Below are 25,020 nucleotides of genomic sequence, written 5' to 3'. Positions count from 1 at the left end.
AAAATCATGAAAAATATATTCATACTATTTATTGCGCTTAGTTTTCTATCTTCATGTGAACTGGAGCGAGAACCATTTAATGCTTACACAAAAGATAAAATTCTACAAGATAAAGAAGCAGCCGTAGATGTACTGCTTAACGGATGTTATGCACAACTTAGAGACTGGTCGGATGTTATGCACCGCGTGGGAGAATATCCGGGAGACAACATCATGATCAGAGGAACCTCTACTGATTCCTTCTACTCTTTTATATCCTATCAACATATTCCGAATAATGACAGGTTGGCTACTTTCTGGAACAATAGTTACAAAATTATCTCACAGTCAAGTGATTTAATGAAAATGATTGCTGAAGGAGAAAACCCCGTATTAGATCAAAAATTAGGAGAAGCCTATTATTTAAGAGGAATGCTTTATTTTTATTTAGGCAAAACATATGGCAGACCTTATGCACAATCTCCGGAAACTAATTTGGGCGTACCAATTGTAAATGGATTACCGGAAGACATCGCTAACATAAGCCTACCGGACAGAGCTACCGTAAAAGCAACCTATGAGCAGGCCATTAGCGATCTTAAAAAAGGAGAAGCTTTAATGAGCGAAAACAGAACTGCAGCGTATGCAACCAAAGAAGCGGCACAAGCAATGCTTTCAAGAGTATATTTATATATGAGTGGAACTTACGAAACACCAAATCAAGAATACGCTACTTTATCTATTGATTATGCTAAAAAAGTTATTTTGAGTGGTCGCTATAATTTACTTAGCAGAGCCGATTTTATGAAATATAATACTTTTGCACCAGATGCAAGCGGACAAACAGAAACGATCTTTGCCGTTAAACGTGTAGCATCTGAGTTCTCAGGTTATGATCACTATTATGGTATTGGCGGTATGTATGCAAATCTTCAGGGTCAAGGCTGGGGAGAAATGTACGCTAGTGCAGAATATCTTGATTTATTGCGAAAATCAGGGCTGAAAAAAGATGCAAGATGGGCATTTATTGAACCTCAATATGCTTTAGATGCTTCTAATAATAAAACAGCAGCTTTCCGCTTTATAACTGATGCATTTAATGCAGCGGGGACACAAACTGGATTCAACTATATCCAACAACCTCTTAAAACTAAAACTGACGGTTCTTATTATATTACTATAGCAAACGTAGATTACAATCTTACTGTCGTAAATGCTGCCGAAAATAACTATTCAATTTCGTATGCAGGTAAAACTTATGTAGGCGAAAAAGATTATATGATGCTATTAAATCGTGTATATCCTATGTTCTACATTACAAAATGTTCGTTACAGGATAATGATTCACACCTGCACTCCCCTATTATTTCGAGATTGGCAGAAATGTATCTGAACATGGCTGAAGCTTATGCTAAAAAAGGAGATTATGGAAATGCTTTGACTAATTTAAATGTCATCCGTGAAAGAGCAATTGTTGGAGGCGGATATACTTCATTAAACAGTACTAATGCCGCGCAACTCATCGATGAAGAACGTCAATTAGAGTTAGCTTTTGAAGCACAACGTGGTTATGATGTTTACAGAAACGGACAAACCATGACACGTCGCTATCCTGGTCCTCATCTGCCATTAATAGATGTACCTGCAACTAGTCTTCGTGTAGTACAATATATTCCACAGTCAGAAATAAACGCATATCCGGGGACTTTAACCCAGAATCCGTAATCATTTTAAATATTTGTTTTTTGTTTGTTTATTACCTCTCTAATTAAAAAGGATTAGAGAGGTTGTTTTAAAAATAGTTGAATAAATTCTAATCCAATAACCTCAAATTATGAAAAATATATTTTACTTGTTTTTTGCAGCTTCTTTAGTATCATTTTCATGCGCCAGCAATAATAATGATGATACCCAGCAGGATACACCACCGAAAAATGAAACAATTCAAAACCCAAAAACAACAATTTCTCTGCCACTCGGAGGAAATGCCTATAGTTCTAAACATTTAGATGGAAACAATACGATTACAGACAATGGAATAGAAAACTGGACTGATTCCAACGAATTTTTTACTGCTTATTTTAAAATTTCGACTCCCGGAACATTTCAAATTACTGTTGAAGAATCTGTTGAAGTAAATGGGAAATCAGAAGTAGAATTTTCGATAAACAACGAGTCTAAAAAAGTAAATTTTACCACCACAAAAAAAGCAGTTATCGCGGGAACCTGGACGATTAAACAAGCCGGTTATGTAGCTGTCAAAATAAAAGGAATCAGCAAAACAGGCGATCGTTTTCCGTCTATTAGTCGCTTAACGATTGCCAGTGCTGATTATGATGGTAAAATAGCCTACGTACCTAACAACGAAGGTAGTTTCTATCACTGGGGAAGACGTGGTCCATCTGTTCACTTAAATTATCAAGTACAGGAAAGCATCAATGCCGAATGGTATTACAACGAATTGACAATTCCTGAAAACGAGGACAAAATTGGTTCTTATTTTATGGCAAATGGTTTTGGCGAAGGTTATTTCGGAATTCAGGTAAACTCATCGACAGAAAGAAGAGTTTTATTCTCTGTATGGAGTCCGTTTACTACTGATGATCCAAACAGTATTCCTGATTCTCATAAAATTAAAATGTTGAAAAAAGGAGAAAATGTATATACAGGAGAATTCGGAAATGAAGGTTCAGGCGGACAGAGTTACCTAAAATACAACTGGAAAGCAGGTACAACCTACAAGTTTTTACTACGCGGACTTCCAGCCGGAAATAATACCACTACTTACACTGCTTATTTCTTCGCTCCTGAAGTAAACAAATGGTTGTTAATTGCGAGTTTTAATCGTCCTGAAACCAATACTTACTTAAAAAGATTTCATTCCTTCTTAGAAAATTTCGTTCCGGAACAAGGAGATTTCTCGCGTAAAGTGTTATTCAACAATCAATGGATTTGCGATGATAAAGGTGCTTGGACTGAAATTAATACCGCTCGATTCACAAACGACAATACGGGTGCAAAAGAATACCGAATGGATTTTGCCGGTGGTGCAGAAAATGGTTCTTTCTTCCTGAAAAATGGTGGTTTCTTTAATGATTTTACAACTCCAAAAACTACATTTACAAGGCCATTAACGAATAAAAAACCGGAAATAAATTTCACTACTTTACCGTAGATAATCTTTAATAAAAACAAAAACTACTTATATTATCGATAATCGATCTAGTAGATTATCAAATCATTTAAAATCAAATTAATTATGAAAACTAGTAATTTAAAATTCATTTTAACCGTTTGCATTTTGTTTTGTGGAGCAATTGTATCGGCGCAAATGATCAAAACCAAAACCCCGTCACGTGCAAAAGGTCAAACTGACGTTTTACGTTTGGCAGCAACACCACTACCAACCGTACGTGTTGCTTTTATAGGTCTTGGAATGCGCGGCCCCGGAGCAGTAGAACGCATGACTCATATACCCGGTGTTGAAATTGTCGCTTTATGTGATATGACACAGGAAAACACTTCTAAAGCAAACGAAATCTTAACCAAACAAGGACTTGCAAAAGCACAGGAATTTTATGGTGATGAAAATGCATGGAAAAAAGTTACAGCATTACCAAATGTAGATTTAGTATACATCGCAACAGACTGGAAACATCACGCTATGATTGGTGTTCAGGCTATGAAAGATGGTAAACACGTTGCAATAGAAGTTCCTGGAGCAATGACAATGAAAGAAATCTGGGAACTGATCGATACTTCTGAAAAAACACGTAAACACTGTATGCAGCTTGAAAACTGTGTGTATGATTTCTTTGAACTTACGACATTAAACATGGCGCAACAAGGTTTATTTGGAGAAATTCTTCATGCAGAAGGATCTTATATTCATGGTTTACAACCTTTCTGGGGTGAGTATTGGAACAACTGGAGAATGGATTACAATATCAAACATCGTGGTGATATTTATGCTACTCACGGTATGGGACCGGCTTGTCAGGCACTTAATATTCACCGTGGTGATAAAATGAATTTCTTAGTTTCTATGGATACGAAAGCAGTTGGAAACCCGGCTTACATCAAAGAAAAATCCGGAAAGGAAATTAAAGATTTCAGAAATGGAGATCATACGATGACGATGATTCGTACTGAAAACGGAAAAACTATTCAAATTCAACACGATGTTACTTCTCCTCGTCCATACAGCAGAATGTATCAATTGAGCGGAACTAAAGGTTTTGCTAATAAATATCCAATGGAAGGTTATGCTTTAGATGGTAAAGAATTAGGGGATGATGTAAAACCAAATCATGAAAAATTAAGCGCTCACTCTTTTGTTCCTGCAGAAGTTAAAAAAGCGTTGATGGAAAAATACAAACACCCAATTGTAAAAGATATCGAAGAGCAAGCTAAAAAAGTAGGTGGTCACGGCGGAATGGATTTCGTAATGGACTACCGATTAATTTACTGCCTTCAAAAAGGATTGCCATTAGATATGGACGTTTACGATTTAGCAGAATGGTCTTGCTTAGGTCCGTTAACAGAAATTTCTCTTGACAACAATTCAGCTCCTGTAGAAATTCCTGATTTCACACGCGGAGGTTGGAACAAGCTACAAAAACTAGAGTTTTCAAATTAAATATTTCTTGGTTAGTTAGTGAGAAAGGGCATCTTAAATTTATTAGATGCCCTTTTTTCAATTTTAATATTTATTATTGTTGCGCTCATTTAACCGCTAAAGGCGCAGAGAAAAAACGTAAGCTCCCCAAAACTTAGTTATGGTTTTGTGAACTTTGTGAAAAAAAAACTTAGCGTGAGGTTAGACTTCACAAAGCATGCAAAGGGCACTATTAAAAGAGTTTAAAAAAAATATGCACGCAGATTCGGCGGATTTTAACGGAAGATCACAGAAAAAATCTGTCAAATCTGCCAAATCTGCGTGCAAATCTTATTTCCCTTCAATCAATTTCTCCAACTTTGCCATCATCTCATCTTTTTCCTTCGACATACGTTCTAGAGAGCGATCTTTTCATCGTGAAGCTGAATGATCTTTTCGATTGGATAAAAAGTGTAATTTTCGTTTTTCTGATAACCGGGTTATATGGAGTCTCGTAGTATAAGAAAAAAAAATATTGGACTTATTAATGAAAAAAGAGGCTGCTACACTAGTGTAACGACCTCTTTTCCTTTATTTTAAAAAACACAAATTACTACTTCCAATTAAAAGTAATTCGTTTTTCAATCTCACTGTTTAAACTCAAAAACACCGGACAGGTCATGGCAGCACGCTCTAAGATTGTTTTGCTTTTTTCGTCTGTTGTACCTTTCATTTCAAAAACAATTTCGATTGCTCCGATACGTCTTGGTTCAGCGTTCATTATTTTAGTTACTTCGGCTGTAGAATCGTTGATATTGATTTCCATATCACGAGCTTTGATTCCCATAATCGTCATCATGCAACTTGCTAAAGCGTTTGCTACGGTGTCTGTTGGAGAAAATGCTTCTCCTTTTCCGTTATTATCTAATGGTGCATCCGAAATGATTTCACTTCCGGATTGCACGTGGATTGATTTCGTTCTTAAATCCCCTAAATAGGTTACTTTTGATGTCATTAATTGGCTACTTTTAAAGTTAAATCTGAATCGTAATATAAAATGTAAACACCTTTGTTTGCGTGTCCGCCATCTTCTTTTTTGTAATATTGAAATTTATTGTCCGCTTGTTCAGTTGTCATTAAATCTGCTGTTTCCTGATAGGTTTTACCTTGAACCAAACGCATCATTGTATCAAAAGTTACATCGAAACCACGAGTCGCATACGTGTTTGGATTTATTTTGTTTTTCAATCGATATTCTTTTTTAAAGATTGAAACACCAGATTCATCACTTTCACGGGTTACTGACGGATACATTAATTTCAATTTTATTAAATTTTCAAAACTAATTTCGTCTGTATCTAAAGTGCTGTTTGGTTCTAAAATCACCAATTGCACCTGACAAGTTTTTTGCGCATCAATCAATGCTTTAATTGTTGCTTTCACCATAGCGGTATTAGCCGTTTCCATTACCACATAATTCATTCGGTTAGGCAATAACAAACTTTTTAAGTTTGCTGCATCTAAACCTCCGGTCTCTGTTAAAGCAGCAAAAACAACTCCTTTTTGATTTTGCTTAATATAGGTAACAACCGATTCCTTTTTCTTATCTACTACCGCAACAATGTTTCCGTTTTTAGCACGCATATAATCAAAAACTGCATTTTTAACGACATCGTTTGTTGGGATAGACTGGTACAAATTATCAATTGGATTGGCCGCATCTTTTGATAGTGGAGAAATTACCGGTATATTGTACGAATGCAATGCATTAGCGGTACTTTCTGCATTACCTTGATAAAAAGGTCCTACCACTGCATCGGCATCCTGCAATTTATTCTGTGCGATTAAACTCAATACATTAGAAGTACTTTTTGTTTCTTGCGAATCGTAAATCGACACATCAATTGGTAATTTTAAGGTCTTCGCCGAGTCAATTGCCATCATCGCTCCTGAATAAAAATCAAGAGTCATGTTCAAAAATTTATCGCTTTTAATTCTATTTGTAGTACTTACGGTATCAGTCTGCATTTTTGCCAAATTAAACGGCATTAATAAAACTAATTTTTTACGCTCACCTTGTCCTCTTTTTTTAGTCAACTCGACTATTTCAGGATTCGCAGAAGTCGTTTCCGATTTTACTTTTTCAACAATTTTTATTGCTCCTGAACCGGAATTATCAACTGGCTTTTCTACCGCTTTTTCAGTTGGTTGGTGCTGAACAATAATTGGAGTTGGTGCAAGGAATCCGGATGGCACTTTTAAAACCATTCCTTCTTTCACTCCTTCAGAAAGAGAAGGATTCAATTCTGTTAATTCTGCTTGAGTTAATTGAAATGTTCTTGACAAACTATAAAGTGTTTCTTTTGGTTTCACTTGATAGTCCATATAAGTTGTGCCTTTCTTTGAAGACTCATCAACTTTTTTAGTTTCAACCGGTTTTGCAACTTTAGCAACAACAGGGGTAGCCACTTCTGTTTTTGGAGCGGTTCCTTTAATCGTTACTCGGTGTCCAACTTCTAAATTTGCTACAATATCCGGATTACGTTTCTCTAAATCTTCAACCGTCGTATTGTATTGTTTTGCAATAGAATATTTGGTCTCTTTTGGTACAACATCATGATATATGTATTTTTCAAGAGCTGGTGTTTTAGTGGCTTTAGGACTTACTGCGGCAGTAGTTTTAACTGCAGCTCCTTTTGATGGAATAGTAAGCGTCTGACCAATTTGCAAACCATTAGTCACCAAAAATGGATTGGCGGCTTTTAATGCTTCATCCGAAATACCGTATTTTTTTTCGATCCCAAAAAGTGTTTCTTTAGGTTGTACTTCATGCACAATTGTTTTTCCTGATGTACTTGGCTTTATTGAAGTTACTTCCGTTTTAGCGGGTGTTGATTTATCACCTTTAGTCGGAATTAACAGTACGGTCTTAGGAGCTAAAGCTTTTCTGGCATCCGGATTTAACTGATAAATATCGTAAGGAGTTACCTTAAATTTTTGCGCAATCTGATTAATTGTTTCTCCGCTCGAAACTGTATATTTCACTACCTTTTCCTGAGAAAAAGCAGAACAGGTTACTAAAAAAACGAGAGACAATAATGTAAAATAATATTTCATAATGGGGCTTAAAACAATTTAATTTTTAATTCAAAAAACAAGATACTAATTTTTGCTTAAAGCAGGATTCAGACGGCTTGTTTTTTTTTTGATTATTGTCTTCAGTCCATTCCGATCTTAACAATAATCCTTTACTTATATAACTCCTGTTCTTCCTTTTTCTTGCATTTATTCGCATAAAAATTCATCCGTATTTTTGATATACGTACCGGAGTTAAGAAAATAAGGCGTTACAAATTGTAACGCCTTACTTTAAAATAATACTATTCCCACTCAATTGTTGCAGGTGGTTTAGAACTTATATCGTATACCACACGATTTACTCCTTTTACTTTATTGATAATATCATTTGATACTTTCATTAAGAAATCATAAGGTAAATGTACCCAGTCGGCAGTCATACCGTCGGTAGATTCCACGGCTCTAAGCGCTACTACTTTTTCGTAAGTACGCTCATCTCCCATTACACCAACACTATTTACAGGAAGCAGGATCGCTCCGGCTTGCCACACTTTGTCATATAATCCCCAAGATTTTAATCCATCGATGAAAACAGCGTCAACATCTTGTAAAATCTGAACTTTCTCAGGAGTGATATCTCCTAAAATTCTAATGGATAATCCTGGTCCCGGGAAAGGGTGTCTTCCCAATAATTCAGGGTCTATTCCTAAAGTAGCTCCTACTCTTCTTACTTCATCTTTGAAAAGCATTCTAAGTGGTTCTACAATTTTTAATTTCATATAATCCGGTAATCCACCAACATTGTGGTGTGATTTAATTGTAGCCGATGGTCCTTTTACAGAAACCGACTCAATTACGTCGGGGTAAATAGTTCCCTGAGCCAACCATTTTACGTCTTCGATTAAATGTGATTCATCATCAAAAACTTCAATGAATACACGACCAATTGTTTTACGTTTGGTTTCAGGATCACTGATTCCGGCTAATTCACCAAGAAAACGATCCCCGGCATCTACTCCTTTTACATTCAATCCCATTCCTTTGTATTGATCTAATACATTTTGGAATTCGTTTTTACGAAGTAAACCGTTATTTACGAAAATACAGTACAGGTTTTTACCAATTGCCTGGTGTAATAAAACTGCCGCTACAGTAGAATCTACTCCTCCTGACAATCCTAAAACAACTTTATCATCACCTAATTTCTCTTTTAATTCTGCCACCATTTCTTCTACGAAAGCACCTGGTGTAAAGTTTTGAGGAACTTCAGCAATGTTAACTAAAAAGTTTTCTAACATTTTTGATCCATCAGTAGAGTGAAAAACCTCCGGATGGTATTGAATCGCGTAAGTTGTCTCGCCTTCAATTTTATAAGCTGCATATTCTACATCATGAGTACTTGCCAATTTTACTGCATTTGTCGGCAAAGCTTTGATACTATCGCTGTGACTCATCCAAACCTGGCTGTTTTCTGAAACGCCGTTAAAGAAAACTTCATTCTCCTTAATATAAGACAAATTAGCTCTACCGTATTCTCTGGTATTAGAAGCAGCTACTTCTCCACCACTAAAATGCGCTAAATATTGTGCTCCGTAACAAACTGCCAACATTGGAAGTTTACCTCGAATTTGAGACAAATCAGGATGTGGAGCATCTTCTGCACGAACAGAAAATGGGCTTCCTCCTAAAATTACAGCTTTATAAGGTGATAAATCACTTGGAAAGTGATTGTAAGGGAAAATTTCGCAGAATATATTTAATTCGCGAACTCTACGCGCAATAAGTTGAGTATATTGCGATCCGAAATCTAAAATAAGTACGTTGTGTTGCATGCGCAAAAATACTTTTTATATTCGAATTTGAAAAATCAGAACAATGAAAAAACTAATATTTTTTTCATTGTTCTGATTTTAGCTACAAAGATTCGAAGTTACAAAGGTTTATAAGGTGTAAAAAAAACAAATAGCAACCCGCTTTTCCTTTTATACCTTTTAAATTTTATGTCTTTTTGAAATTATTTTGCAGCTTTTGTAAGAAGCTTTTTCTGTTTTACGATAACAAATTTCGCTTTAAATCCTGTATCCAGGTTGTTCCAATAATCAGATAAGATCAGATTACCTTCGGCATCGTAGATTTCAAATCCACCTGTATTTCCTCCAAGGCTTCCGATATTAAGTGCTTCTAATTCGAAAGTATTAAAACCTTCATTAAAAGTTATTTTAAATTGCTGATAGTTGGACTCTAATACCATTCTCTGCACTATAACATTTTCATTAAAAACGGCCTTTATCATATCACCATCGATCGCCCCGGCATCACGGCATTTTATTATAAAATAAGTAGAACTTGTATAAATATCACCAAATTCAAGGTTTTTTCTAACTAATGGTCCCCTGCCTTCTTTTAATCCCGCTTCTTTTACGGCCTTATCCAAATCCTTTTCCATTTTCCCAACATAACGATCTCCAGGATTGGCAAAATCAGTTTCGGTTGACATTGTAAAAGTACTTTTCTGCTCTCCTATTTGAAATTTAGACTTAGGAGTAATACTGGTATTATCAAAAACGTTAGGTGTTTTTATACTTGGAACATCTAAGTTAGTTCCCGCAGGATTTTTGATTTCCGGAGACGGGATCTTTTTAGGTTTCGCACTAAATTTTGGAGCCGGAATCGACTTAAATTTTGTACTGAATTCAGTTTGAGCTGATACAGTTACAGCAGTAAAAAATAATATGAAAAATAGAATTTGCTTCATTGAAAAAGTATTATCGAATAGGCTTTTATAATTTTTATAAAATCAAGTGTAGCTTCACAAAAATAGCATAATTTAATTAGGCACTACAACTTTAAGACTTTTATAACAATATATTAGGCTAATTTTTGGAAACAAAAAACCTGCCAAAAAATCAAAAAACTAAATTTTTAATACCACAAAAATATACCGATGCTATTTTACGTCTTAGTTAAATTCTTCTTTTAAAAAAATATATCATTTTGATAATTAACAACTTACTCCTAATTTCAATGTTTTAATCTACCTTTATTAAAAACTAGAAAAATGGATTATATCGACTACTATAAAACATTAGAAATTACAAAGTCTGCTACTGACGCCGAAATAAAAAAAGCCTATCGAAAAGCGGCTCGAAAGTACCACCCCGACTTGAATCCAAACGATAAAGAAGCGGAGAAAAAGTTCAAAGAAATCAATGAAGCCAATGAAGTTTTAAGCAATCCCGAAAACCGAAAAAAATACGACAAATACGGAAAAGACTGGAAACATGCGGACGAATTTGAAAAGGCAGGTTACAATCCCAATCAACAACAGCAAACCAGGCAACAAAGCAGTTCTGATTATAACGACTTTTCAGGAGGTGATTTCTCCGGTAGTGATTTTTCTGATTTTTTCAATTCCATGTACGGTTCAACTGGCGGCAACAAAAGGCAATCCAAATACAGAGGCCAGGATTATAATGCCGAACTACAATTGGATTTAGATTCTGCTTACAACACCCACAAACAAAATCTGACGGTAAATGGTAAAAATATCCGGATTACGATTCCTGCAGGAGTGGAAAACGGTCAAATCATAAAAATTCCGGGACATGGCGGACCAGGAGCAAACGGAGGCCCCAGCGGTGATCTGTACATTACCTTCACTATAGAAAACAATTCTAATTTTAAACGCGAAGGCAATAATTTATACGCCGATGTTGCTCTCGATTTGTACACCGCTATTTTGGGAGGTGAGATTTTCGTAAACACTTTTGACGGAAAAGTAAAAATAAAAGTTCCCGAAGAAACACAGCCCGGAACAAAAGTCAAATTAAAAGGAAAAGGTTTTCCGGTCTACAAAAAAGAAGGTCAGTTTGGAGATTTATACATTACTTATACTTTAAAACTCCCCACAAAATTATCCCAGAAGGAAAAAGAATTATTTGAAGAATTATCTAAAATAAGCAATCATGAGCAGTAAAAACCTAATCCAAATCAAACAATTTTGTACGTATCACGAAATTGAATACACCTTTATAACCGAACTAAATAATTACGGATTGGTAGAAATTATTGTTCAGGAAGATGATGAATATCTGCACCTTAAACACTTGCCTGCCATAGAAAAAATGATCCGGTTGCATTATGATCTGAAAATTAATTTTGAAGGGATTGATGCCATAGCGCATTTATTAAGTAAGATTGAAACGCTACAACAAAACTTAACGATAACTCAAAATAAACTTCGTCTTTTCGAACACCATCAAACCAAGTAGGTCTTAAAAAACGATTTCTTAAAATATCACAAAAAAGCTTGATTTTGAAATTGATTTCAAATAAAATTTGCGCTTTTCAGTTTCCTATTTTATAAATTGCAGCCTAATTAACTAACCGGGATTTGTTTTAAAAAAGGAATAAAACAATTCAATAAAATACTACCAAATGAAAAGAGAAAACATCTTAACAGGATCACCTTGGGAAGACAAAATGGGATATTGTCGCGCTGTACGCATTGGCAATATCATTGAAGTTTCAGGAACTGTGGCAATTGTTGATGGCGATAAAGTAAAAGCTGACGATGCGTATGCACAGACTTTTAATATTCTGGAACGTGTAGAAAAAGTGCTGGAAGATCTAAATGTTGGAATGAAAGATGTAATCAGAACTCGTATTTTCACAACCGATATTACCACTTTTGAAGAGGTTGCCAGAGCGCATTCTTCTTTTTTCAAAGATGTAAAACCGACAACGGGTTTTTATGAAATCAGTAAATTGGTTGCTCCAGAATATTTAGTTGAAATTGAATTTACGGCTGTAGTTCAGTAATTTTTTTTTCCACGAATTAAACTAATTGCGTTAATTACTTTGCCACAGATTAAAGGATTAAAATGATTAAACAATCTGTGCGAATCTTTTTAATCTGTGGCAAAAAAAATAAAATTCGTGTACATTTGTGAAATTCGTGTTTAAAAAAACTAAACCTACAAATGGCTCTACCTGATTCTAAAACTACACTCCTGACAGTCCTTAAATGGATTCTCATTTGTCTTTTAATAGGCTTTTTTTCAGGATCGGCTTCAGCATTTTTTTTAGTTTCGTTAGAATGGATTACACAATTTAGAATCCACCACAACTGGATCATCTGGTTTTTACCCATTGGCGGATTACTTGTTGGATTGAGTTACTATTACTGGGGAGAATCTGTTGTAAAAGGCAATAATCTATTGTTGGAAGAATACGAAACCCCAAAGAAAACCATTCCGTTCAAAATGGCTCCTTTGGTCCTTGCGGGAACCTTACTTACCCATTTATTTGGTGGTTCTGCCGGACGCGAAGGTACAGCAGTACAAATGGGAGGCGCTATTGCCGATCAGTTTACAAAACTTTTTAAATTAGAGCAATCAGAGCGAAAAATTCTGATTATTCTCGGGATCAGTGCGGGTTTTGCATCTGTTTTCGGAACGCCTTTGGCAGGAGCAATTTTTGCTTTGGAAGTACTGTACTTTAGTAAAATCAACCTTAAAAGTATTATTTTATCCTTCTTAGTAGCTTACGCCGCTTATTTTACGGTTGAATTCTGGCAGGTCAAACACACGCATTACCGTATTCCCGATGTGCCCGAAATCAATCTTACGAACTTATTTTACACCGTCCTTATTAGCGTCTTATTTGGCATTGCAGCTTTGCTGTTCTCGAGAACTACTCATTTTTGGAGTTCTTTATTTTCAAAAAACATTAAATATCCGCCATTGCGTCCATTTGTTGGAGGAATCGTTTTGTCCATTGCCATTGCAGGTTTCGGATTTACCAAATTTGCTGGTTTGAGTGTCCCTGTCATTGTGGATTCCTTTTCAAATGCAAATCCGTGGTATGACTTTTTACTCAAAATTCTATTTACGGGATTCACGTTAGGAGCTGGTTTTAAAGGTGGAGAAGTAACTCCGTTATTTTTTGTCGGAGCTACATTAGGAAGCGCACTTTCTCTTGTCGTCCCTATGCCAATAGCCCTTTTGGCCGGAATGGGTTTTGTAGCCGTGTTTTCGGGTGCTACCCACACTCCCATTGCCTGCACCATTATGGGAATGGAGTTATTTGGAATCCAACCCGGGCTATTTATTGCGATCGCCTGTACCATTGCTTATTTTTCTTCAGGTTCGGTAGGGATTTATAAATCGCAGATTGTCAAGGGTGCTAAATATAAGTTGTATCAGAAGTGGCTTTGATTTTTTTTTTGTGGTTCAAGATCAAAATTATGAAATGTGAATTGAAGACTGAGACTGAGACCGAAAACTAAGAACTTAAACCACGGCTATAAACTGAAACCCAAGAATCTCTAAAATCTTTTCAGCATTACATTAAAAAAATGTAAATTCGCACACTATGAAAATACAAGATATTCAAGCGATACAATTGTTGCTCGCAACCCCAAAGAAAATCGCTATAATCCCGCATAGAGGTCCAGATGGTGATGCCATGGGATCTACGTTGGGTTTATACCATTTTTTATTAAAAAACAATCATCAGCCAACGGTGATTGCACCTAATGATTTCCCTGATTTCTTAGCTTGGTTACCAGGTTCGGAAACCGTAAAAATATTTGAAAAAGACACCGAAAACTGTACTAAAATATTAGAAGAAGCAGAGATCGTATTTACACTCGATTTTAATGCTTTTCATCGTACGGGTGAAATGGAACACACTTTAGCCAAGCTAAAAGTTCCGTTTATTATGATCGATCATCATCAAAGACCTGATGATTATGCGACTTATATGTACTCTGATACTACTTTTGGTTCTACTTGTGAAATGGTTTACAATTTCATTTCCTTTTTAGATAAAAAAGAAGATCTAGACCAAACCATTGCTACCTGTATTTATACCGGAATCCTAACCGATTCAGGTTCTTTTCGCTTTCCCGGAACTACCGGAAATACACACCGCATTATAGCCGAATTAATTGATTTGGGTGTCGAAAATACGCAGATTCCAGTACTTTTATTTGATAATAGCTCGTACAGCCGTTTACAATTGTTAGGTCGCGCTTTGCAAAACATGAAAGTATTTGAAGAGCATAAAACCTCTTATACAACGCTTACACAAGACGAATTGGATTCTTTTAACTACATAAAAGGCGACACAGAAGGAATAGTTAATTATGGATTAAGCATCAAAGGAATTAATTTCACAGCTATTTTTATAGAAAACAGAGACGAGAAAATCATCAAAATATCATTTCGTTCGCAAGGAGGATTTGATGTAAATCAGTTTGCCAGAGACCATTTTAATGGTGGAGGTCACAGCAATGCCGCTGGTGGAAGATCTGATGTTTCTATGGAAGAGACCATCAAAAAATTTGAAGATTTAGTAACTAAACTAAAAATATAACCCCATATGAACTACTTAAAACTAAGCAGCTGTGCCCTACTTTTTGCCGTTTTATTGGTAGGCTGTAAACAACACGAAGAAGCCAGAAGACCTATTTCAAGAACTTCGGGTACATTCATGAAAAAATCAGCTGATCGGAACAAAAAATTAGTTGCCAGTGAAGAAGATATCATCAAAAAAATAATCAAAAGTAATCCCAAAGTAAAGTATTTTGCTTCACAAAAAGGTTATTGGTATGCTTATGAGGAACAAAATCTGATTGATACGTTACGTCCAAAAAGAGGAGATATAGCTTATTATAATCTGGAAATAAAAGACATACAAGGCAAAATTATCTATCCCGAAGCTGAACTTGGCCCGCAAACGTATCATGTAGACAAACAAGAAATCATGATGGGATTGCGCGATGGAATTAAATTGATGCGCAAAAACGAAACTGTAAACTTCTTATTTCCATCACATATCGCTTATGGTTATCATGGAGACAATAAAAAAATAGGAACCAATCAATCCTTAATTTGTACCGTTACCCTTAAAAATTTCACACCTGAAGAAGCTCCAAAAGCAACGACACCGAGTACACAAACTCCAAAACCGGTTGCTCCAAAGCCAGTAGTTCAGACTAAAAAAGACACTTTAAACCCATAAAACAACATTTAAAAAATGAAAAAGAGTATTTTAATATTACTATTAGCCGCTACCTCGTTTTATTCTTGTAAAGACAAACACAGTGACTTACCGGATGGTTTATACGCTGAAATTGAAACTAATAAAGGAAGCATTATTGTTGAGTTAGATTATAAAAAAGCACCTATAACAGTTGCCAATTTTGTAACGTTAGCAGAAGGCAAAAATGAATTTGTAACGGATGAAAACCTAAAAAAGAAACCTTTCTTTAATGGATTAAAATTCCACCGTGTTATTGAGAATTTTATGATCCAGACCGGAGATCCTTTAGGAACAGGTTCTGGCGATACCGGATACAAATTTAAAGACGAGTTCACTGATTTAAAATTTGACAAAAGTGGTGTTTTGGCCATGGCAAATAATGGTCCGGGAACAAATAGCAGCCAATTTTTCATCACACATGTTGAAACACCATGGTTAGACGGAAAACATACTATTTTTGGTCATGTAGTGGACAAAGGAATGGATGTCGTTAATAAAGTCGTTCAAAACGATAACATCACCACTGTTACTATTATCAGAAATGGTGAAGCTGCAAAAAAGTTTGATGCTGTAAAAGTATTTCACGATTATTTTTCAGAAATAGCAAAAGAAAAAGGTAAATACGCAGAAGTTCAGAAAGAAAAAGTAGCTTATTATACTTCTTTAAAACCAAAAGCTACCAAAACAAGCACTGGTTTAGAATATGTTATTACTGAAAAAGGTACAGGTAAAAAACCGGCGATCGGAACACAATTGTACATTCATTATGCAGGATTTCTAGAAGACGGAACTTTATTTGACAGTAGTATCGAAGAGGTTTGCAAAACTTTCGGAAAATTTGATGCTGCAAGAGCTGAAGCAAAAGGTTACCAGCCAATTCCATTTCAGGCAGGTCGTAAAGACGGTATGATTCCGGGATTTATTGAAGGAATCGAGAAACTTTCTTTTGGAGACAAAGCGGTTCTTTTTATTCCGGCACACTTAGCTTACGGAGAAGCCGGAGCTGGAGGAGTTATTCCACCAAATGCGAATATCATTTTTGAAGTTCAATTATTAGAGAAACCACAATAATTAATATAGACTTAAATTCTAAATACAATGAAATTTAAATTTCTATTCTTATTTTGCTTGGCAGTAGTCAATATTCAGGCACAAGCAACCAAAAAACCGGCTGCAAAACCGGCCGCAAAAACAACTACAACAAAAGTAGCTCCGAAAGCAACAAATCCTGCTGAAGGAATTTTTGCAACAATTGCTACAACTAAAGGAACCATTGTTTTGTCTTTAGAGTATGTAAAAGCGCCTGTAACAGTAGCTAACTTTATCACTTTAGCTGAAGGAAAAAACCCTAATGTAAAAGTGGAAAAACTAAAAGGAAAGCCATTTTACGACGGATTAAAATTCCATAGAGTTATCAATGATTTTATGATTCAGGGTGGTGATCCGGACGGAAACGGTTCGGGAGGTCCTGGATTCTCTTTTAAAGATGAATTTGTACCAGATTTAAAATTTGAAAAAGGTGGTGTTTTAGCTATGGCCAATTCAGGTCCGGCTACCAACGGAAGTCAATTTTTTATCACACATAAAGATACGCCTTGGTTGAATGGCAAACACACTATTTTTGGTCACGTAGTTTCAGGAATGGATGTTGTGAATAAAATCGTTCAGGACGATGTGATGACCAAAATTACCATTACACGCAAAGGTGCTGCTGCTAAGAAATTTGATGCTTTAAAAGTAATCAGTGATGATGCTAAAAAAGGAGAAGCTAAAAAAGCCGAAAGTCAAAAAGTGGTAACCGAAAAAGCAGCTTACTTTGCCGCTACTAAAGCTACTGCAACTGCAACGGCTTCCGGTTTAAAATATAAAATCACTCAAAAAGGTTCCGGAGTAAAATTAGCAGAAGGAAGTAATATCTATTTCCACTATGCAGGTTATTTTGAAGATGGAAATCTTTTTGACAGCAGCATTGCCAATGTAGCAAAAGCCTATGGTAAATATGATGCGAACAGAGATGCGCAAAAAGGATATCAGGCTTTTCCGTTTGCAGTTGGTAAAAAAGACGGAATGATTCCAGGTTTTATCGAAGCATTAGACATGATGACCGACGGAGAAAAAGCAATCTTCTTTCTTCCTTCTAATTTAGCTTATGGAGAAAAAGGTGCCGGAGGAGTGATTCCACCAAACGCAACTTTAGTTTTCGAAATCGAAACTTACAATACGCAACCTGTGAAATAAATATTTCAGACTTCGGTTGTTATATAAAAATTAAACCATCAGGAATTGTTTTCTGATGGTTTTTTTATTGACTAAAACTTAAATCCTGTCTGCCAACATTTAACACATCTTCTTATCTCCTGCAAGCTCTTTTTTTCTCTCCATCGCCATTTCAACGAACGAGAAATCTCACTAAGAAAGAACTAGCCCCTGATACTTAAGGGCTAACAAGTTTATCACAGTTTTAACATTTAATCCTAAGCAAAATAGCTTACCTTTGCCGGCTTTAATTTTTTAAACTAAACAAGTCAGAATGTCACAAAACAATGTATTAAAAGGAGTATTTTTAGTTGCTTTAGGCGCTACAACTTTCGGAATGTTAGCCACTTTTGTAAAAATGGCCTATTCAGAAGGATATACCACAGCCGAGGTAACAACATCTCAATTTGTACTTGGAATTGCAGGGATTTTATTAATCAATGCCTTTCAGAAAATAAGAAATAAAAATCAAGTAGTAAAAGCTACTCCTAAAAATATCATTAGTTTAATGACAGCGGGAACTTCTCTGGGAATGACCAGTTTGTTCTACTACCTGGCTGTAAAGTATATTCCGGTTTCAATTGGTATTGTTTTATTAATGCAAACCGTTTGGATGGGGGTTTTACTTGAAATGATTTTAGAGAAAAAATTACCTTCTAAACAAAAAGTGATCGCCGTATTTATTGTACTGGTGGGAACTGTACTGGCAACCAATATCATTCAAAATGATGTAGTCCTTGATTGGAGAGGTATCGCCTGGGGGGTTATGGCTGCAGCTTCTTTTACGACAACAATGTTTACTGCTAATCGTGTTGCAACCGAAATTTCATCGGCACAACGTAGTTTGTACATGCTATTGGGTGGCGCTGTAATTGTGTTTTCTTTTGCTTTTTTTACTCAAGTAACACCTTTTAACCTTGCTATTTTCCTGAAATGGGGAATTGTATTGTCATTATTCGGAACGATCATCCCTCCAATGCTTATGAATGCTGGTTTTCCACTAACTGGAATTGGTTTAGGAAGTATCGTTTCAGCACTTGAACTTCCTGTTTCAGTAATGATGGCTTACTTCTTACTGAATGAAAAAGTAATCTTTTTACAATGGGTTGGAATTATCCTAATCATTCTGGCTATCATTATAATGAATGTAAATTTTAAAGGCAAAAAATAATCTATTTTATATAGTTCCAAAAAAAAGAGCTTAATAATACAATATTTGTTAATTTTTTTATAAATTCGTGATAAACAAGATATCATGAATTTACCTTGGCATTTATATTTAATGGCTTTTCTATATATAATTGCCGGAATTAATCATTTTAAAAACCCGGGAATGTACATCAGAATCATTCCCCCTTATTTTCAGAACCCCAAATTATTAAATAGTTTAAGTGGAGCTGCCGAAATTATTCTAGGCATCCTCCTCACCCTTCCTTTTTCGAGAGTTATTGCCGCTTGGGGAATTATAGCCTTGTTAATTGCTGTATTTCCTGCTAATTGGTATATGTTTCAAAGGAGTAAGAAGGGTTTTTCTTTGTTAAATTTCATTCTATTAGTACGCTTGCCCTTACAAGTCGCATTGATTTTATGGGCGTATCTATATACCCGTTAACAACTAAATATTAATTAAAATTATTTACTATGAAAAAATTATTTGCAGAGTTCTTCGGAACTTATTGGCTAGTTTTTGGAGGTTGTGGTAGTGCAATTTTTGCAGCAGGAATTCCTGATTTAGGAATTGGTTTTGCCGGTGTAGCACTTGCTTTTGGTCTTACGGTTCTGACAATGGCTTACGCTGTCGGGCATATCTCAGGCGGACATTTTAATCCCGCTGTATCATTTGGTTTATGGGCCGGAGGCAGATTTCCTGCAAAAGACCTGATTCCCTATATCATTGCACAATGCGTTGGAGCTATAGCAGCCGCTGGTACTTTGTTTACTATTGCATCCGGAAAAGCGGGTTTTGCAATCGACAATACCAAAGCCGGAGCCTTTGCCTCAAACGGATTCGGAGCTTTTTCTCCTGATGGTTATTCTTTGCAATCTGCCTTTATAGCTGAATTTGTTCTGACTTTATTTTTCCTATTGGTAATTTTGGGTGCTACAGATAAATTTGCCAACGGAAAATTCGCCGGAGTTGCAATTGGTTTGGCACTAACCTTAATTCATTTAATTAGTATTCCAATCACAAATACTTCTGTAAATCCTGCAAGATCTTTATCTCAGGCTGTTTTCACTGGTGGAGAACCATTATCACAAGTTTGGTTATTCTGGGTGGCGCCGATCTTAGGGGCTATAGTCGCAGGGTTTATATACAAAACCTTACTGCAGAATCACGACGAAGCGTAAAACGAAGATTCAAAATCAATTAATAACTTATAAAACATAAACTTATGGGCTTTTTATATTTTTTACTTATTGGAGCAATCTCAGGATGGCTAGCAGGTCAATTATGGAAAGGTGGTGGTTTTGGCCTTTTTGGTAATATTATTGTTGGAATAATTGGTGGAATCTTTGGCGGATGGCTGGCAGCTAAACTTGGCATTGGCGGTGGCGGACTGTTATGGCAGATTATTATAGCCGCTGGAGGTGCATGGGTTTTGTTGTTTATTATCAGCCTCATAAAAAAATCATAATCCCGAAATAAGTAGACATACAGTACTACTACAATCGCAAAAAAGAGAAAAGTGAAGTAACCCCTTCGCTTTTCTCTTTTTTTATGTTTAACTACTAACGAACATCATATAAAGCGACACAAATTCAAAAGTTACAGGACGTAAAAATCTCGCAAAGTCGCAAAATCGCAACCTTTTAATGAAAAAGCAGAAAAAAAAACTTTGAGACTCCATGACATTTCGAGAAACTAATAGTGGAAAACAAAAAGGTAAAGCTTAAAAATAAGTAGAAAAAACTTAGCGGCTTAGCGACTTTGCGAGATCGTAAAAGCGAAACAATCACTTCTTTTATCCCTATATTTCAATAAATTACTTAAATTTGATAAAATCCTTTATAGAATCATGAATGAAATAATAGCCTATTTTAGCACGATTCCCTCTTCCCACCGAAGTTTAATTCTGATTGGAGGAATAACCCTTTTTTGGTTAATTGAGAATGCCTTTCCCCTATTTCAAATGAAATACAAAAAATGGAATCATGCAGGTCTCAATTTCTTTTTCACCTTTACGACGATTATTGTCAATTTTATTCTGGCTTTTATTTTGATTCAAACTGCCAATTGGACTACGGAACATCATTTTGGATTTTTAAATTGGCTACCCGAAATCCCAATTGCATTATACACCATTATGGGATTATTACTTTTAGACTTAATTGGCGCTTATTTGGCCCATTTTGTACAGCACAAAGTAAAATTCATGTGGCGCTTTCACTTAATACATCACACCGATACCTGGATAGACACCACAAGTGCCAACAGACATCATCCCGGAGAAAGTGTCATCCGTTTTGTATTTACTACATTTGGGGTTTTACTGGTTGGAAGCCCGATGTGGATGGTGTTTTTATACCAATCCTTATCCGTAATAGCTTCTCAGTTCAATCATGCCAATATTTCGCTGCCTGTAAAGCTGGATGCTTTTTTAAGTTATTTTCTCGTTTCTCCCAATATGCATAAAGTACACCATCATTATGTTTTGCCTTATACAGACAGTAATTATGGAAATATATTCTCGATTTGGGACCGTCTTTTCGGAACTTTTACCTCACTTCCGAAGGAACACATTGTTTATGGCGTAGACACTCATATGCAACCCGAAGAAAATAATAAATTAAAAAATCTACTTCATATTCCCTTTCAGGAATCCAGATCAGCAAAAAACAGTTAAAAACACAAAAAAAATATACTCGATCGAACCAACTAATTATTTTTTTTATTAATATTGATATATAAATTGAAAATCAATCTACTAATCATTAACCCCTATTTTTGAATTAATTTTCACGAGATGAAAAAGAGTAACCGCAAAGAATTGAATTGGGAGCAAACGGAAAAACTTGTTTCGTTAGCCCTGGAAGAAAAGAATCCATTTGAAATTATCAAAAAAGAATTTGGATTGGCAGAAAAAGAAGTACTGGAAATCTTGAAGAAGAAGATGCCTCTTGAAAAATTTGAGATGTGGAAAAAGAAAGCTTTAGCAAATAAACCGAAACCAAAACCCGTTAAAATTGATGATTTTGATGAAGATTTGGATGGCAAATATTATATAAAGAACAAACTAGACTAAAATAAAGCTCCTGTGAATCAGGAGTTTTTTTTATTTTTAAAAGTTTCCTGACAATTCTGTAACAATTTTACATTTTGTCAGTCCAACACAGATAACTAAACTCAAACATAATGAAAAAAATAATTTACACTTTAGCGCTCGCCATAACATTATGGAGCTGTAAAACCGGTACTTCTTCCGGAGCTGCAAAATCAAATACGGTCGACGTTAACATTAACCTTACAGATGTTAAAGACGATAAGGTTTTAGTAACCGTTACACCTCCACAAATCAAGACAGACGAGGTAATTTACAGTATTCCTAAAACAGTACCGGGAACTTATTCTACTGATAATTACGGTAAATATTCTGATGATTTCAAAGCTTTTGACGCTAAAGGAAATGCATTAACAGTAAAAAGAATTGACGATAATTCATGGTCAATCTCAAATGCTAAAACATTAAAAAAAATCACCTATTTAGTTGGTGATACTTTTGATACTGAAAAAGGAACCGGATTTGGTAATGACGATGTTTTCTCACCAGCCGGAACTAATATCAACGCGGGAGTGAACTTCATGGTCAATACACACGGTTTTGTTGGGTATTTTAAAGATAAGTTAGATGTTCCTTATAAAGTAACCATCACACATCCTGAAGCACTTTGGGGAGCAACGTCAATGACAGACGAAGACGCAAGCAAAACAAGTGATGTGTTTTCTACGCCACGTTATGCCGTTTTGGTTGAGAATCCGATTATGTATTCTAAACCGGATTACACTACGTTTAATGTAAACGGAATGGATATTTTGATCGCAGTATATTCTCCAACAGGAAAATTTACGGCTGAAAGTATCACTCCGGAAATGAAAACGATGATGACCGCTCAGAAGAACTTTTTAGGAAAAGTAAATGCTACAAAAAAATACACGGTTTTGTTGTATTTATCAAGCATGGCTAAAGATGACGCTCATGGTTTTGGAGCTTTAGAGCATCCTACTGCTACAACAGTAGTTTTACCGGAATCTATGCCAAAAGAAAAGTTGGTAGAATCTATGAAAGATGTGGTTTCTCACGAGTTTTTTCATATCGTAACACCATTAACGATCCATTCAAAAGAAATTCAATATTTTGATTATAACGCGCCAAAAATGTCTGAGCATTTATGGATGTACGAAGGGGTAACAGAATATTTTGCGAATCTTTTTCAAATCAATCAAGGTTTAATTGATGAAGCTGAATTCTACACTCGTATTGCTGATAAAATCGAACAAGCTAAACGTTTAAACGACACGATGTCTTTTACGGTAATGAGTGCGAATGTTTTAGAGCAACCTTATAAAGATCAATACCTAAATGTATATCAAAAAGGAGCTTTAATTGGTATGTGTATTGACATCATCATCAGAGAAAAAAGCAACGGAGAAAGAGGAATCCTTGATCTAATGCACAAATTATCTAATGAATATGGTATAGACAAACCGTTTAACGACAATGAGCTTTTTGCAAAAATCACAGAATTGACGTATCCTGAAGTGGGTGAATTCCTGAAAACATATGTACAAGGTACTACTCCAATTCCTTATGACACTTATTTAGCTAAAGTTGGTGTAACAAAAGCAACAGAGAAAAAACCGGGTTCAATTTTCTTAAAAGGTCAAACTCCTTATATCACAATTGACAAACAAACCAAAGAGATTGCGGTTCGTTCGGATATCGAGCCAAATGATTTTTTCAAAAATCTAAACTTAAAAGGTGGTGATATCATTGTATCTGTAAACAATAAACCATACTCATTAACGAACATCTATGAGTTAATCACAGAAAGTGAAAACTGGAAAGAAAATGATGCTATCACGCTTCAAATTAAACGTGGTGGTGCAGCGCAAACTATAAAAGGAACTGTAAAATTACCGTATGAAGAGACAGAAACTTTTAAAGCTACCGATGCTTCAAAAGAGAAACTTAAAAATGCTTGGTTAAAAGGATAATCTTTTTAATCTGAATATATAAAAACCGACAAGTGATTGTCGGTTTTTTTGTTTATTATTTATAAAGAAAACGCTCTATTTGTCCTTTCGACGAAGGAGAAATCACACTAGTGGATTACACTCACTATTGTCGAATATTGGATGCGATTTCTCCTTCGTCGAAAGGACACGGTTTGATAAAAATCACTACAAACGAGCCAATTTATAACACATGGCTACCTCCCTAAAACAACAAAGGCTTTCAGTTTTACTAAAAGCCTTTGTTTTAAAATTATTTTTTTACTGGGAATTTCCAGTCAAATTCGTCTTTGTCGTTGATGATTGCTCCAACTTCAAATTTTACTACTTCATCAAATTCGGTTTGAAGAATAAACCAGTTGTCTTCGTTGAAGTAATTCTCGAAAGTATCAAAGGTTTCCTGATTGTATTTTGTGATTCCTTTTGTTGCCAAATCTTTCTTTACATCAGCAATTTTTCTTCCGATTAGTTTGAATCCAAAAACTTCTAAATCATTGGCTGAAGCTACTAAATAACCTAATCTCATGTCTTCTTCCTGATAAAAAGTCAGTCTGATTTTTTGGGCATTATATACGAAAATTACATTATCATCTTCGTCATTGTAATTTTTATCCGGTTTTCCTAAAGCAGCCGTTACATCATTTTGCTTCATTCCGAAAAGCAATTTATCAATTCCCGATTTTAGATTTATTTTCATAGTGATTGTAATTTTATTTGAAAGGCAAATTTCGTGAAGTTTTTTGCAAACTCCATTATGTTTGTCTTTTTTGTTTGCAATGTTTTTTTAGCCACGAATTGCGCTAATATTCGCAAATTTCAATACCATCCG

At 35.4% G+C, this 25,020-nt stretch carries 23 protein-coding genes and 1 pseudogene; 18 read left to right on the top strand and 6 right to left on the bottom strand.

Going from position 1 to position 25,020, the window contains the following annotated elements; translation table 11 throughout:
* Positions 1–6 precede the first annotated feature (6 nt).
* The 3 genes from LNP23_RS12410 to LNP23_RS12400 all read left to right on the top strand — a co-directional run bounded on the left by LNP23_RS12410 (position 7) and on the right by LNP23_RS12400 (position 4,618).
* On the top strand, positions 7–1,704 hold the full coding sequence (locus LNP23_RS12410; RefSeq protein WP_230001269.1) for a RagB/SusD family nutrient uptake outer membrane protein: 1,698 nt from the start codon (positions 7–9) through the stop codon (positions 1,702–1,704).
* 109 nt (positions 1,705–1,813) lie between these two features.
* A complete protein-coding gene (locus LNP23_RS12405) occupies positions 1,814–3,154 on the top strand; it encodes a DUF3472 domain-containing protein (RefSeq protein ID WP_230001256.1) in 1,341 nt (446 codons plus the stop codon).
* A gap of 84 nt (positions 3,155–3,238) precedes the next feature.
* A complete protein-coding gene (locus LNP23_RS12400; protein WP_047775715.1) occupies positions 3,239–4,618 on the top strand; it encodes a Gfo/Idh/MocA family protein in 1,380 nt (459 codons plus the stop codon).
* A gap of 309 nt (positions 4,619–4,927) precedes the next feature.
* Here LNP23_RS12400 and LNP23_RS12395 read toward each other — a convergent pair.
* The 5 genes and pseudogenes from LNP23_RS12395 to LNP23_RS12375 all read right to left on the bottom strand — a co-directional run.
* Positions 4,928–5,040: pseudogene (locus tag LNP23_RS12395) on the bottom strand (XRE family transcriptional regulator); the annotation flags it as partial.
* 149 nt (positions 5,041–5,189) lie between these two features.
* Positions 5,190–5,591, bottom strand: a complete 402-nt coding sequence (locus tag LNP23_RS12390) for an OsmC family protein (protein ID WP_230001248.1) — start codon at positions 5,589–5,591, stop codon at positions 5,190–5,192.
* Entirely contained in the window at positions 5,591–7,693 is a 2,103-nt protein-coding gene (locus tag LNP23_RS12385) for a LysM peptidoglycan-binding domain-containing protein (protein ID WP_230001246.1), read from the bottom strand. Before LNP23_RS12385 ends, LNP23_RS12390 begins: the two co-directional genes overlap by 1 nt.
* Positions 7,694–7,956: 263 nt before the next feature.
* The gene (gene guaA, locus LNP23_RS12380; RefSeq protein ID WP_047775709.1) at positions 7,957–9,486 is read right to left on the bottom strand and encodes a glutamine-hydrolyzing GMP synthase; all 1,530 of its coding nucleotides are present in this window, start codon (positions 9,484–9,486) and stop codon (positions 7,957–7,959) included.
* A 182-nt stretch (positions 9,487–9,668) separates the two neighbouring features.
* Positions 9,669–10,409 (bottom strand): hypothetical protein, encoded by a 741-nt coding sequence (locus LNP23_RS12375; protein WP_230001243.1) that lies wholly within the window; start codon positions 10,407–10,409, stop codon positions 9,669–9,671.
* 303 nt (positions 10,410–10,712) lie between these two features.
* On the opposite strand from LNP23_RS12375, the gene LNP23_RS12370 reads away from it, so the two are divergent.
* The 15 genes from LNP23_RS12370 to LNP23_RS12300 all read left to right on the top strand — a co-directional run bounded on the left by LNP23_RS12370 (position 10,713) and on the right by LNP23_RS12300 (position 24,173).
* Positions 10,713–11,630, top strand: a complete 918-nt coding sequence (locus tag LNP23_RS12370) for a DnaJ C-terminal domain-containing protein (RefSeq protein ID WP_230001241.1) — start codon at positions 10,713–10,715, stop codon at positions 11,628–11,630.
* A complete protein-coding gene (locus LNP23_RS12365; RefSeq protein ID WP_230001239.1) occupies positions 11,620–11,925 on the top strand; it encodes a chaperone modulator CbpM in 306 nt (101 codons plus the stop codon). The genes LNP23_RS12370 and LNP23_RS12365 overlap by 11 nt, the downstream gene beginning before the upstream one ends.
* Positions 11,926–12,091: 166 nt before the next feature.
* Complete coding sequence (locus tag LNP23_RS12360) at positions 12,092–12,475, top strand: RidA family protein (RefSeq protein WP_047775703.1); 384 nt, start codon at positions 12,092–12,094, stop codon at positions 12,473–12,475.
* A 161-nt stretch (positions 12,476–12,636) separates the two neighbouring features.
* Positions 12,637–13,872 carry a voltage-gated chloride channel family protein gene (locus LNP23_RS12355; protein WP_230001226.1) on the top strand — a complete coding sequence of 412 codons (1,236 nt, stop codon included), beginning with the start codon at positions 12,637–12,639 and terminating at the stop codon, positions 13,870–13,872.
* A gap of 157 nt (positions 13,873–14,029) precedes the next feature.
* Positions 14,030–15,034 carry a DHH family phosphoesterase gene (locus tag LNP23_RS12350; RefSeq protein ID WP_230001223.1) on the top strand — a complete coding sequence of 335 codons (1,005 nt, stop codon included), beginning with the start codon at positions 14,030–14,032 and terminating at the stop codon, positions 15,032–15,034.
* Positions 15,035–15,040: 6 nt separating this feature from the next.
* The gene (gldI, locus tag LNP23_RS12345; RefSeq protein WP_230001215.1) at positions 15,041–15,682 is read left to right on the top strand and encodes a gliding motility-associated peptidyl-prolyl isomerase GldI; all 642 of its coding nucleotides are present in this window, start codon (positions 15,041–15,043) and stop codon (positions 15,680–15,682) included.
* Positions 15,683–15,697: 15 nt separating this feature from the next.
* Positions 15,698–16,774, top strand: a complete 1,077-nt coding sequence (locus LNP23_RS12340; protein ID WP_230001213.1) for a peptidylprolyl isomerase — start codon at positions 15,698–15,700, stop codon at positions 16,772–16,774.
* Positions 16,775–16,801: 27 nt separating this feature from the next.
* Positions 16,802–17,941 (top strand): peptidylprolyl isomerase, encoded by a 1,140-nt coding sequence (locus LNP23_RS12335; protein ID WP_230001212.1) that lies wholly within the window; start codon positions 16,802–16,804, stop codon positions 17,939–17,941.
* 292 nt (positions 17,942–18,233) lie between these two features.
* On the top strand, positions 18,234–19,130 hold the full coding sequence (locus LNP23_RS12330; protein WP_230005122.1) for an EamA family transporter: 897 nt from the start codon (positions 18,234–18,236) through the stop codon (positions 19,128–19,130).
* An 84-nt stretch (positions 19,131–19,214) separates the two neighbouring features.
* Positions 19,215–19,571, top strand: a complete 357-nt coding sequence (locus tag LNP23_RS12325; protein ID WP_230005121.1) for a DoxX family protein — start codon at positions 19,215–19,217, stop codon at positions 19,569–19,571.
* A 29-nt stretch (positions 19,572–19,600) separates the two neighbouring features.
* Positions 19,601–20,308, top strand: a complete 708-nt coding sequence (gene aqpZ, locus LNP23_RS12320; RefSeq protein WP_047775690.1) for an aquaporin Z — start codon at positions 19,601–19,603, stop codon at positions 20,306–20,308.
* Positions 20,309–20,352: 44 nt separating this feature from the next.
* Positions 20,353–20,595: a GlsB/YeaQ/YmgE family stress response membrane protein gene (locus LNP23_RS12315; protein ID WP_047775688.1), complete on the top strand. Its 243-nt coding sequence runs from the start codon at positions 20,353–20,355 to the stop codon at positions 20,593–20,595.
* 381 nt (positions 20,596–20,976) lie between these two features.
* Positions 20,977–21,804: a sterol desaturase family protein gene (locus LNP23_RS12310; RefSeq protein WP_230005120.1), complete on the top strand. Its 828-nt coding sequence runs from the start codon at positions 20,977–20,979 to the stop codon at positions 21,802–21,804.
* Between the two features lie 120 nt (positions 21,805–21,924).
* Positions 21,925–22,203: a DUF2805 domain-containing protein gene (locus tag LNP23_RS12305; RefSeq protein WP_047775685.1), complete on the top strand. Its 279-nt coding sequence runs from the start codon at positions 21,925–21,927 to the stop codon at positions 22,201–22,203.
* 110 nt (positions 22,204–22,313) lie between these two features.
* The gene (locus LNP23_RS12300; protein WP_230005119.1) at positions 22,314–24,173 is read left to right on the top strand and encodes a M61 family metallopeptidase; all 1,860 of its coding nucleotides are present in this window, start codon (positions 22,314–22,316) and stop codon (positions 24,171–24,173) included.
* 271 nt (positions 24,174–24,444) lie between these two features.
* Here the strand turns inward: LNP23_RS12300 and LNP23_RS12295 are convergent, their stop codons facing one another.
* Positions 24,445–24,888 carry a hypothetical protein gene (locus tag LNP23_RS12295; protein WP_047775680.1) on the bottom strand — a complete coding sequence of 148 codons (444 nt, stop codon included), beginning with the start codon at positions 24,886–24,888 and terminating at the stop codon, positions 24,445–24,447.
* Positions 24,889–25,020: the final 132 nt, after the last annotated feature.

It is taken from the genome of Flavobacterium cupriresistens (genome assembly GCF_020911925.1).
GTDB lineage: Bacteria > Bacteroidota > Bacteroidia > Flavobacteriales > Flavobacteriaceae > Flavobacterium > Flavobacterium cupriresistens.
This window is presented reverse-complemented; position numbering and strand designations above follow the sequence as displayed.